The organism is Paratissierella segnis, from assembly GCF_014385195.1.
GTDB classification, from domain to species: domain Bacteria; phylum Bacillota; class Clostridia; order Tissierellales; family Tissierellaceae; genus Paratissierella; species Paratissierella segnis.
The window spans coordinates 345,113-356,607 of sequence record NZ_JACRTG010000016.1 but is presented as its reverse complement, the minus strand read 5'-3'; the positions used below and the strand labels follow the sequence as shown (position 1 = coordinate 356,607).

The window sequence follows — 11,495 nt, the reverse complement described above, 5'->3', positions numbered from 1 at the left end:
TGCTTCGAATTAAACCACATGCTCCGCTGCTTGTGCGGGTCCCCGTCAATTCCTTTGAGTTTCATACTTGCGTACGTACTCCCCAGGCGGAGTGCTTAATGCGTTAGCTGCGGCACCGAAGGTTTCCCCCCAACACCTAGCACTCATCGTTTACGGCGTGGACTACCAGGGTATCTAATCCTGTTTGCTCCCCACGCTTTCGTTCCTCAGCGTCAGTTTAAGTCCAGAAAGTCGCCTTCGCCACTGGTATTCCTCCTAATATCTACGCATTTCACCGCTACACTAGGAATTCCACTTTCCTCTCCTTAACTCAAGTTACTCAGTTTCAAATGCTTACATAGGTTAAGCCTATGGCTTTCACATCTGACTTATGTAACCGCCTGCGAACCCTTTACGCCCAATAATTCCGGACAACGCTCGCCCCCTACGTATTACCGCGGCTGCTGGCACGTAGTTAGCCGGGGCTTCCTCCTTGGGTACCGTCATTATCGTCCCCAAGGACAGAACTTTACGACCCGAAAGCCTTCTTCGTTCACGCGGCGTCGCTGCATCAGAGTTCCCTCCATTGTGCAATATTCCCCACTGCTGCCTCCCGTAGGAGTCTGGACCGTCTCTCAGTTCCAGTGTGGCCGTTCACCCTCTCAGGCCGGCTACCCATCGCTGCCTTGGTGAGCCTTTACCTCACCAACTAACTAATGGGACGCGAGTCCATCTTTCACCGCTTTCGCTTTAACTATCTTACCATGCGATATTATAGTTTCATAAGGTATTAATCCCAGTTTCCCGAGGCTATCCCTTTGTGAAAGGCAGGTTCCTCACGCGTTACTCACCCGTCCGCCGCTAAGATAAGTTTAGATTCCATCCGAAGATTTCTTCTAATCTCACTTCGCTCGACTTGCATGTGTTAGGCACGCCGCCAGCGTTCGTCCTGAGCCAGGATCAAACTCTCATTTGAAAGTTTGTCTAGCTCTTTGCTGACTATTTTCGATTTGCTTCATTTCTTCCACAAATCTTTGAATTGATTCTTTGTAATTTATTCAAAGTCTCACACTGTTTAATTATCTAGGTTCATTTGTTGCTGCATCTTAGCTATCATCAATTTGCTTCCAAATCGAATCATGCTAATGAGTTAGACAACTTTTTTAGTATAGCACATCCTGTCAGATGTTGTCAACTACTTTTTTAAATTCTTTTTGATAACAATTTAAAAATTCCACTTGTCTGTTTATCAAATTTTGCAGTCAACTTTTATCATGATACTCTCTTTAGTTATTATTGTCAATACCCTTTTCTCAATTTTGTGATTATCTTTTGATAATGTCACCTTATAATTATCTTTTAATTTGGAAAGAAGCCAAATTCATTTCAATACCTCACAAATCTAATTTGAGCCGCATCTGAAAACCTTCTTTCACTTTTTGCCGTTTATATAAGTTCTATTTGCTCAAGTCATCAATTATTTTCTTGATATTTTCGTCTCCCGTTAATTCGTAGGCAATATTAAAGCAATATAAAGCTCCTTCAGTTTCTTCATTTTCTGCAAAGTGCTTCCCATAAGCAAGTGCGAGTCCAGGTACATCATCAGGCGCACCAACCGGGAAACCATATTTTTCGCCATATTTCTGTAAATGGAATTTCTGCCAATTCAAATATTCTAGTACATCTTTTAATTTAAAATCCAATTATATTTTGACATACAAAAACCCCCTAACTTGGTATTTTCTTGGTCCAAGTTTAGGAGGCTTGATATAAGTTTGATGTAAAATATAAGTTTTAGCGATTTTTATGAAATGAAGTACATCCCATTTTAAAGGGTAAAATGGTACATCTTAGTACAGTTTTGCACCCGCAGGAATGTGTTCATCTACCATCAAAAGATGAAGTCTTTCTTCGCCTTCCTCAGAATGAACAGCAGAGATGAGCATACCGCAGGAGTCCATTCCCATCATCGATCTTGTAGGCAGATTTGTAATTGCAATGCAAGTCTTGCCAACAAGTTCTTCCGGCTCATAATACCCATGAATACCGCTTAAAATCACTCTATTTGTATCTGTTCCGTCATCTAAAACGAATTTCAATAGCTTCTTTGACTTCGGAATTGCTTCACATTCAAGAACCTTTACTGCTCGGAAATCGGATTTAGAAAATGTTTCAAAATCTACGAAATCCTTAAACAAAGGCTCAATCTCTACTTTAGAAAAATCAATCTTTTCAGGTTCAGCTTTTACATCATCAGTGGCAGTTTCAGCAGCCTTAGTGCTTACATCATTTACTTCGTTTACACCACCGATGTTCTTCATTGTCGGAAACAACAATACGTCCCTAATGCTCGGCTGATTTGTTAATAGAATTATCATTCTATCTATACCTATGCCTAACCCCCCTGTTGGAGGCAATCCAACTTCTATTGCATTTAAGAAGTCCGTATCCATCGGATGAGCTTCATCATCACCGGATTCTTTTTGCTTCATTTGTTCTTCAAATCTTTCTCTTTGATCTATTGGATCATTTAGTTCAGAAAAAGCATTTGCTAACTCCCATGTATTTAAAAATGCCTCAAATCTATGTGTTTTTCTGGGATCATCAGGATTTCTCTTGGCCAATGGGGATACCTCTACCGGATGTCCTATAACAAAAGTAGGTTGAATCAAATGTTCTTCGCAAAACTCCTCGAACATCTCGGATATGATATGCCCTCTCGTCATATTGGTCCCTATTTCTAAACCCTTAGCCTTAGCTATAGCTCTTGCTTCTTCATCTGTATTAATAGTAGAAAAATCTACACCTACATATTCTTTAATGGCATCTTCCATATCAAGCCTTCTCCATGGAGGGGTTAAATCCAATTCTGTTCCCTGATAATTGATTATCTTTGTTCCCAATGTCTTTTCTGCAACATAGGCAAACAGCTCTTCCGTTAGCCTCATCATTTCTTCATAATCTACATAAGCTTGATATAATTCAACATTTGTAAACTCGGGATTATGTTTAGGGCTCATTCCTTCATTTCTAAACATCCTGCCCATTTCATACACCTTTTCAAAACCGCCGACGATAAGTCTCTTTAAGTACAATTCGTTTGCTATTCTTAAGTACATATCAATATCTAGAGCATTATGATGCGTTACAAATGGCCTTGCATTTGCTCCTCCGGCAATGGTACTTAGTATAGGAGTTTCAACTTCTAAAAATCCCCTCTCATCTAAAAATTCCCTTACAGCCTTAATTATTTTCGTTCTTAAAATAAAAGTTTCTTTTACCTCAGGATTAACAATCATGTCTACATATCTTTGTCTATACCTTAAATCTTGATCTTTTAAACCGTGCCATTTTTCAGGTAAAATCTGCAGTGATTTACTTAACAGTAAAACCTTTTCCGCCCTTATGGATATTTCGCCGGATTTAGTTTTGAATACCTCACCATTGACGCCGATTATATCTCCAATGTCTAATACCGACACATCTTTATACTCTTCTTCACCCAACAGATCTTGTTTAGCGAATATTTGTATTCTTCCTTCTTCATCTTGAATATCAATAAAACTTACTTTACCATGTCCCCTTCTTGACATGATTCTTCCTGCTACTGCGACTTTTTGACCATCCAGCTCTTCAAAATTTTCTTTAATACTCGTGCTATGATGTGTATAGTCGAATTTCTCAATCAAATACGGGTTTTTACCATCTTCCATTAAATGGTTTAATTTATCCCTTCTTATTTTTAGCATCTCATTTAAATTAACTTCAGTACCGCTCATTTTTGCCTCCTTAGTTCACATCTATCTAGTTATATTTAATACCTTATATTGAATTACGCCATCAGGAACTTGAACATCAATTACTTCTCCGGGTTTACTCCCAATTAAAGCATTTCCTAACGGGGATTCATTTGAGATTTTCCCACTATATGGGTCTGCCTCTGCAGAACCGACTATTGTATATTCCATTTCTTCATCAAATTCTAAATCTTTAACTACAACCTTTGAGCCAACGCTTACTACATGCGTAGTGATCTCATCTTCATCTATAACTTTTGCATTTCTAAGAATTGTTTCCAATCTAGCTATTCTTTCTTCTAACTTCGCTTGTTCGTTTTTTGCTTGATCATATTCAGCGTTTTCGCTTATATCTCCAAAATCTAAAGCCTGCTTAATCCTTTCAGCAACCTCTTTTCGGCTAACAGACTTTAGTTCATCCAATTCATTTTCAAGTTTAGTCAAACCTTCAACTGTCAAAAATACATCTTTTTCTGACATGCTTATCACTCCTCAAACTTTGATAAATATTAATAAAATATAATAACTTTAAATTGTACTTATTTTATAATTGTTAAAACATGTTTCCCTCATTGTATGCAAAATATTATAATCAACGTTTACTGCATTGTCAAGCAAATTAAAATTTACCTTTTAGTTTCACCTTCAATCCTATTATTTCTTCAATACTATAGAAAGAATCCTTAACCTTTATTCGAGTAAATACTTTATCCCAATCTTCACATAAACTCTCCAAAAAAGGGGGAGATACGAATTTTTCGATGAATTCATTTTCAATATTTAATTCAAAATTTATGTCCTCTATGATAATACCCTTCTTATCGACCAAATTAAAGGGCTTTTTTTCACTAAAATCTATAATCAACGCATCACTCCTAATATTTGATATGTTAAAATCTATTTCATCATTAAAATTGATGATGATATTATAGTTTTTAATCAATCTGTCAATTTGAACAGGCTGAAAAATTGAGATCCCAGTGGCCTCAAGTATTGCCTCATATAATTCATTCTTCCCTACCTCGTCTAATCCAAAAACAGATAAAAATTTAAAATGATCGGATAACATTTGCATTAATTCTAACAATCTTTCCTTATCTTTACAAATAACTAAGGTCTCTTTACTATTGTAATCCTCTTCTAAAATATCATATGCTTTGATAATAATTTGTGGTATATTAAATATTCTAGTATTATCTCCGAATTTAAAATTTAAACCTGTTCTTTTCCCTATTTCTATTAGAATAAACTTAGGAATATGTTCCATTCCTTCTATATAAAACATCGTATCATCGCAAGACTTTAGTTTTAATATCCCCTCAATAAACATTGAAAGTTGACTCTCATCTAAAAAGTTAATCGGTTTAAGATTGATCCCAATTATTCGTCCCAAATTTTCTTTATCCTTTTTTATATAATCTAAGATTTTAGGTTTAAATTTAGGAAATAAAAAATCAGGTAAATATTTCAACCCCTGTGTCTTAAACCAGCTCTTATATTTTTCATAATCCAATATATATAATAAAATAGTCTCCCCTCCTTTGTTTTTAACATTATATGAAGGGGAATATACTGATATACATTAACTTGAAAGTTTATCAAGATAATTTAACAAAACATTGGTCATTTCCCTTTTAGATTCTATAATATTGATCTTATTTTTTATCTCATTGGAATTTCTCATTCCCTTTAAATACCACGCAAGTTGTTTTCTCATCTCCTTTGCTCCAACTCTTTCCCCTTTAAATTCACATACCATATCCAAATGCCTTATGCTCATATTGATAATGTCTTCATTTGTTGGTACGAAATCTTCCTTTCCTTGGATAAGATTATTAATTCTTTTGAAAATCCAAGGATTACCCATGGCTCCTCTTCCAATTGCTATCCCATCGCAATTTGTTTCCTTTAATAGCCTTATCCCGTCTTCCGGCTCAGATACATCTCCATTCCCTATAACAGGTATAGAAACTGTCTCTTTGATCTTTTTTATAAAGCTCCAATCAGCTTCTCCGGCATAATACATATCTCTAGTTCTGGCATGTATGGTAATAGCACTGACGCCTGCATCTTCGGATATCTTTGCAATATCAACACCGTTTATGTTTTCTTTATCCCAACCCATTCTAATTTTAACAGTTACAGGCTTATTAGAAACTTTAACAACGCTTTTAATCACTCTGCCTGCAAGTTTGGGGTCCTTCATCAGAGCACAGCCATCTCCATTTTTAACTATCTTTGGAGCAGGACATCCCATATTGATATCAATTATATCGTAATCACTTCTTTTATTTAATTTCTTTTCCACAACATGTGCCATAATCATTGGATCGGATCCGAAAATTTGCAATGCGACCGGTCTTTCCCTTACATCTACGGCAGTCAATTTATCTGTCTTTTCATCATTATAGTACATGGCTTTAGCACTGACCATTTCAGTAAATACTAACCCTGCTCCCATTTCTTTGACTATTATCCTAAAAGCTGAATCCGTAACCCCTGCCATAGGAGCCAAAAATATATTGTTTTCTAATTCAACATTTCCAATTCTCATTGTACACCTCATTTCAAAAATCTTCCACAATTATTGGAATAAACCTTAACTCCTTATTTTTAAAAAGAAAAGTAAGTAGCTTTCTACTTACTTATTTCTTTCATATATAATTCTTAACCCTTCTAAGGTCAGATTTCGGTCTACCTTCTGTATATATTTGCTTTCTTTAGCGATAAGATTTGAAAACCCTCCGGTTGCTATTATTCTGATTTCTTCAGGACTTATATCCATCTCATCAATCATCTTTTCTATTATATAATCTATTAGTCCTATATATCCATAAACCAAACCAGATTGTATGCTGCTAACAGTGTTTTTACCAATAACTTTTTCAGGTTTTATTATTTCTACCTTAGGCAATTTTGCCGTTTTTAAAAACAAGGCATCGGAAGATATTTTTATCCCCGGTGCAATTGCTCCGCCCAAATACTCTCCTTCTTTATTTACACAGCAAAATGTAACGGCGGTTCCTAAATCCACAATTATGATGGGGCCTCCATATCTTTCATATGCCGCTACCGCGTTTACTATCCTATCTGCCCCAACTTCTTTGGGATTATCATATTTTATATTCATGCCGGTTTTAACACCGGGTCCTATTACCATAGGGTTTTTCTTAAAGTACTTTATACACATACTGGGTAATGAGTGCATCAAATTTGGCACGACTGAAGAAATTATTATATCTTCAATTTCACTAATATCAATTCCATTGTATTCAAATATCTGATGCAAAACAAGTCCATATTCATCAGAAGTTTTATCCTTATCAGTTGACAGTCTCCAATTATATCTTAATTCCCTGCCATCATAAACACCCAATACTATATTAGTATTTCCCACATCTATAACCAATAACATTTAATTCACCTTCTATCATTTGTTTCTTTTTTAAGTGCTCCTACTACAACAGTTACAATAATAATTGCTATAATAATTTCCGGAATCCCATTTGTTATCCCAATTCCAAATATTACCTTTCGTGCTATACTTATATCTTGACCTAATGCTTCCACAAACTTTTCACCATAAAAGAAGTAAATCATAATAAGAACTCCAACGGTATTTGTTAATGTCCCTATTATAGTGGAAATAATAATATCCAGAGAACTTCTTTTTAGATTTTTATGGGTAAAATAAGCTAATATCAGTGTTAGAATTATAAGAGCAACATTCGTTAACAATAGATATATAGGTTTTTTTTCGACAATATCTATGTATATTCCATTTCCTAAATAAAGAATTATTAATATCCATAATACATATAGTATGCCCATAGTTTTTTTATTTCCTATTTTCCTCAAAGCATTATAGACGTAATAGGTAAATATACCGATCAATACCCTCGGAAGTATTGATACTAAAGGATTTAAAAAAACAAAAGATACAGGCGTAGGATTGGTAATTGCTTGAAATATGCTAAATAATCCAAAAATCAATCCAACACAACCTCCGACAACAGGTCCTTCCATAATTGCTCCAATAATCACAGGAATATGCATTATGGTAGCTCTAGTCGGTCCAACAGGAATAAATCCTAATGGTGTCATCCCAAATACAGCTGATATAGCCCCTAATATGGCTATAATTGTCAATTTTCTTACGTTAAATTTACTATTTTTATTCATTTTCTCCCTCCGCTCTGGTTCCATAAAGGATACCAGTCGATAATTTCTTTGTTTGTTAAATGTCCGGCTCATTTAGATGTCGGCAAATTAATGAAAAAAGGTCCTTATTAGTTAAAATAATATAATTTGAACCTTTCCTACTCATTATAAATGTAAATATGCTTTTATACAATATTTTTTTATTATTTAATTAAATGTAAATCATTATAACTTAAAATATTTTCATAGCCTTCTGCAGCTTTTATTGCATTAGATATAGCCATAGACATTACCTCCGATCCAACAGTTCCAACTAAGTTGACATCAGAATGAACCTTATTTGTTGCCATAGTAAAAATCGTATCTCCATCAAGCATTGTATGAATAGGATTTATGGATCGTGCAAACCCATTGTGTGCCATCTGTGCTACTTTATTTCCTTCTGCTTTTGAAATTATTGCGTTGGTGGCTACAACTCCAATTGTGGTATTGGTCACTGGAAAATCAATATTTATATCTTTACCCTTCATTATATTTACTGTGTTTAATAATTTTTTGTTTTTATAATCATATGCCCCTGCTATTTGAGTATTGTTTGTAAACTCATAAACATCTCCAAAACAATTTACAGACACAATTGCGGCGACCACCAATTCACCCAATTTCATGCTTGCACTTCCAATACCTGATTTCATTGCGTTATCGGGACCTAGAATTTTTCCTACAGTAGCTCCCATTCCACAGCCTATATTCCCTTGTCCTCTTTCATTAACACTGGCTCTTCTTGCAGCATCATATCCCATATTAAAATCAGGACGTATTGTAAAATCCCCTATGTTTAAGTCGAATATAACTGCTGAAGCAACAATTGGGACTTTTGTAATCCCAACATCTAATCCTATATTTTTTTCTTCTAAATATTTCATAACCCCCGAGGCTGCATCAAGACCGAATGCAGATCCTCCGGAAAGAACTACGGAGTGGACTTTATCCACCATTTTTTCAGCTTTAAATAAATCAGTTTCCCTTGTACCCGGTGCTGAACCTCGTACATCCACTCCTCCTGTAGCACCTTCTTCGCATATGATAACGGTACAGCCTGTCATCCCTTCGGATGACTGACTATGTCCAACCTTAATTCCGGGAACATCAGTTATATAACCTGAATACATAAATATACCTCCAAATTCAATTCACAATTCACAATTCACAGTTCACAATTCACAATTCACAATTTACAATTTACAGTGCTGTTATTCTATTATGACTAATTGATCCCCTGTATTTACAGCTAATCCCTCTTTTGTTACAATACTAGCCACCTTCCCATCTCTTGGAGCTAGGATTTCATTTTCCATTTTCATGGCTTCAAGAATTAACAAATTGTCTCCTTCTTTAACTTCTTGTCCTTCTGCGACAAGGATTTTCCATATATTCCCCGGCATAGGAGCTGCCACTATTTCTTGTCCCGCCGATACTTCAATTTCCTTTTTCTCTTCTACCTTTGGTGCCGGTGTTGGTTCCTTAACAGGTGCAGGGGGTGTTGTTTGTACCGGTGCAGGTCTTTGTATGTTATTACCAATCTCTTCAACTTCCACTTCATATGAATTGCCATTGACATTTATTAAAAACTTTCTCATATTCCTTACCTCCGTTAATTTAATTTTCCCAACAATTGTTCCATTCTTCCCATGCTTGCCCATGCATTTGAATTCTGCGGCGCTCTTTTTATAGTCTTTATCCTAATATCAGGTATATCTAGCCCTAGTCCTACTTGTATTGCTGCCGCAATTACTGCAATTAATTCATCAGGATTATCTTCAAAATTGATATTATTATTTAATTTTCTGATTCTCTTTATTTTTACATCATTGGCATTTATGCCTTGCTTTGATGCAATAGCTGCAGTAAGAACAGCAACTACTTCATCGGGTACATTTTCAATTGATGACATTTTTTTTGTTTTTTCGCTTTTCACCATTTCATACCACCCCTTTACACCGGCAAGTTCCCATGTTTTTTCTTTGGTCTATTTTCCCTTTTAGATTCAAGCATATCAAAGGCTGATATAAGTCTAGGTCGAGTTGTGCTTGGTACCAAAATATCGTCAACAAATCCTCTTTGTGCTGCTATATATGGATTTGCAACCGTGTCTCTATATTCTTCAATTTTTTCTTTTCGTATTTGTATCGGATCATTGGATGTATTTATATCATTTTTAAAGATAATATTAGCCGCACCTTCCGGACCCATTACCGCAATTTCTGAATTTGGCCATGCAAATACCTGATCCGCTCCTAAATCCTTGCTGCACATAGCCAAATAGGCCCCTCCATATGCCTTTCTAATTATCAATGTAACTTTCGGTACTGTCGCTTCGCTAAATGCATATAACATCTTGGCTCCATGCCTTATTATTCCACCATATTCTTGATCTGTTCCGGGCAAAAACCCTGGTACATCTACCAAGCTAAGTAAAGGAATATTAAATGCATCACATGTTCTGATGAACCTTCCTGCCTTATCAGATGCATTGATATCCAAGCAGCCTGCTAATACCCTTGGCTGATTTGCAACTACTCCTATGGTTTTCCCGTTTAGTCTGATGTATCCCGTTAATATATTCTGTGCATATAAACTCTGGAGTTCGAAGAATTTTCCTTCGTCTGCCAACAACCCGATAACTTCTTTCATGTCATACGGCTTGTTAGGATTATCAGGCACAATTTCGTTCAGTTTGTCTTCCACTCTGTTTATATAATCATTTGTGTCATATATAGGTGATACTTCAAGGTTATTTGAAGGTAAAAATGATAATAATTCCTTTATTCTTTCTATACATTCAAGTTCTGTTTTGTCTATAAAATGAGCAACTCCGCTTACTTTATTATGTGTACTTGCTCCTCCAAGTTCCTCTTGTGTTACCTCTTCACCTGTAACTGATTTAATAACCTGAGGTCCTGTGATAAACATCATACTCGTTTTGTCCACCATAAAGGTAAAATCGGTTAATGACGGAGAGTAAACAGCTCCACCTGCACATGGACCCATAATTACCGATATCTGTGGTATGACTCCTGATGCTATTGTATTTCGATAAAATATTTTTCCATATCCTGATAAAGCATCTACACCTTCTTGTATCCTAGCACCTCCGGAATCGTTAAAACCTACTATTGGAACACCCATCTTTACAGCCATATCCTGAACTTTACAGATTTTATTTGCATGCATTTCTCCCAGTGAACCCCCAACTACTGTAAAGTCTTGAGCATATACAAAGATTAATCTGCCATCAACCGTTCCATAACCGGTTACGACCCCATCTGCCGGAGCTTCTGTGTTTGTCATATCAAAATTGGTAGACCTATGTTCTACAAATTTATCGATTTCAACAAAGCTATCTTCATCCAATAAAGAATTGATTCTTTCTCTTGCCGTCATCTTACCGGAATTATGTTGTTTTTCTATCCTTTTTGCTCCGCCTCCTAAGTCAATCCCAGCCTTTATATCAAGAAGATTTTCAATTTTTTCTCTCATTTTATCCTCCTTATCAAA

The 11,495-nt window shown here is 35.7% G+C and carries 11 protein-coding genes and 1 rRNA gene; all 12 read right to left on the bottom strand.

What is annotated here, in order from left to right; all coding sequences use genetic code 11:
* Window positions 1-955 (bottom strand): 16S ribosomal RNA (locus tag H8707_RS06940); the annotation flags it as partial.
* A 481-nt stretch (window positions 956-1,436) separates the two neighbouring features.
* Window positions 1,437-1,649 carry a hypothetical protein gene (locus H8707_RS06935; protein ID WP_262429402.1) on the bottom strand — a complete coding sequence of 71 codons (213 nt, stop codon included), beginning with the start codon at window positions 1,647-1,649 and terminating at the stop codon, window positions 1,437-1,439.
* A gap of 180 nt (window positions 1,650-1,829) precedes the next feature.
* Window positions 1,830-3,758, bottom strand: a complete 1,929-nt coding sequence (gene lysS / locus H8707_RS06930) for a lysine--tRNA ligase (RefSeq protein ID WP_262429401.1) — start codon at window positions 3,756-3,758, stop codon at window positions 1,830-1,832.
* Window positions 3,759-3,779: 21 nt separating this feature from the next.
* Entirely contained in the window at window positions 3,780-4,256 is a 477-nt protein-coding gene (greA, locus tag H8707_RS06925) for a transcription elongation factor GreA (protein WP_262429400.1), read from the bottom strand.
* Between the two features lie 139 nt (window positions 4,257-4,395).
* Window positions 4,396-5,289 carry a hypothetical protein gene (locus tag H8707_RS06920; protein ID WP_262429399.1) on the bottom strand — a complete coding sequence of 298 codons (894 nt, stop codon included), beginning with the start codon at window positions 5,287-5,289 and terminating at the stop codon, window positions 4,396-4,398.
* A 69-nt stretch (window positions 5,290-5,358) separates the two neighbouring features.
* Window positions 5,359-6,330, bottom strand: a complete 972-nt coding sequence (gene dusB, locus H8707_RS06915; RefSeq protein ID WP_262429398.1) for a tRNA dihydrouridine synthase DusB — start codon at window positions 6,328-6,330, stop codon at window positions 5,359-5,361.
* Between the two features lie 87 nt (window positions 6,331-6,417).
* Window positions 6,418-7,191 carry a type III pantothenate kinase gene (locus H8707_RS06910; RefSeq protein ID WP_262429397.1) on the bottom strand — a complete coding sequence of 258 codons (774 nt, stop codon included), beginning with the start codon at window positions 7,189-7,191 and terminating at the stop codon, window positions 6,418-6,420.
* 5 nt (window positions 7,192-7,196) lie between these two features.
* Entirely contained in the window at window positions 7,197-7,958 is a 762-nt protein-coding gene (locus H8707_RS06905; RefSeq protein ID WP_262429396.1) for an ECF transporter S component, read from the bottom strand.
* 182 nt (window positions 7,959-8,140) lie between these two features.
* Window positions 8,141-9,109, bottom strand: a complete 969-nt coding sequence (locus tag H8707_RS06900) for a P1 family peptidase (RefSeq protein ID WP_262429395.1) — start codon at window positions 9,107-9,109, stop codon at window positions 8,141-8,143.
* An 81-nt stretch (window positions 9,110-9,190) separates the two neighbouring features.
* Entirely contained in the window at window positions 9,191-9,577 is a 387-nt protein-coding gene (locus tag H8707_RS06895) for a biotin/lipoyl-containing protein (protein ID WP_262429394.1), read from the bottom strand.
* 14 nt (window positions 9,578-9,591) lie between these two features.
* Window positions 9,592-9,918 (bottom strand): hypothetical protein, encoded by a 327-nt coding sequence (locus H8707_RS06890; RefSeq protein ID WP_262429393.1) that lies wholly within the window; start codon window positions 9,916-9,918, stop codon window positions 9,592-9,594.
* A gap of 14 nt (window positions 9,919-9,932) precedes the next feature.
* Entirely contained in the window at window positions 9,933-11,477 is a 1,545-nt protein-coding gene (locus H8707_RS06885; RefSeq protein ID WP_262429392.1) for an acyl-CoA carboxylase subunit beta, read from the bottom strand.
* Between the last annotated feature and the right edge of the window lie 18 nt (window positions 11,478-11,495).

What these genes read in the sequence shown, in the direction of transcription:
- H8707_RS06905 (WP_262429396.1), bottom strand. Translation starts at nt 7,958, where the DNA reads ATGAATAAAAATAGTAAATTTAACGTAAGAAAATTGACAATTATAGCC.
- H8707_RS06895 (WP_262429394.1), bottom strand. Translation starts at nt 9,577, where the DNA reads ATGAGAAAGTTTTTAATAAATGTCAATGGCAATTCATATGAAGTGGAA.
- dusB (WP_262429398.1), bottom strand. Translation starts at nt 6,330, where the DNA reads ATGAGAATTGGAAATGTTGAATTAGAAAACAATATATTTTTGGCTCCT.
- H8707_RS06890 (WP_262429393.1), bottom strand. Translation starts at nt 9,918, where the DNA reads ATGGTGAAAAGCGAAAAAACAAAAAAAATGTCATCAATTGAAAATGTA.
- H8707_RS06885 (WP_262429392.1), bottom strand. Translation starts at nt 11,477, where the DNA reads ATGAGAGAAAAAATTGAAAATCTTCTTGATATAAAGGCTGGGATTGAC.
- greA (WP_262429400.1), bottom strand. Translation starts at nt 4,256, where the DNA reads ATGTCAGAAAAAGATGTATTTTTGACAGTTGAAGGTTTGACTAAACTT.
- lysS (WP_262429401.1), bottom strand. Translation starts at nt 3,758, where the DNA reads ATGAGCGGTACTGAAGTTAATTTAAATGAGATGCTAAAAATAAGAAGG.
- H8707_RS06910 (WP_262429397.1), bottom strand. Translation starts at nt 7,191, where the DNA reads ATGTTATTGGTTATAGATGTGGGAAATACTAATATAGTATTGGGTGTT.
- H8707_RS06900 (WP_262429395.1), bottom strand. Translation starts at nt 9,109, where the DNA reads ATGTATTCAGGTTATATAACTGATGTTCCCGGAATTAAGGTTGGACAT.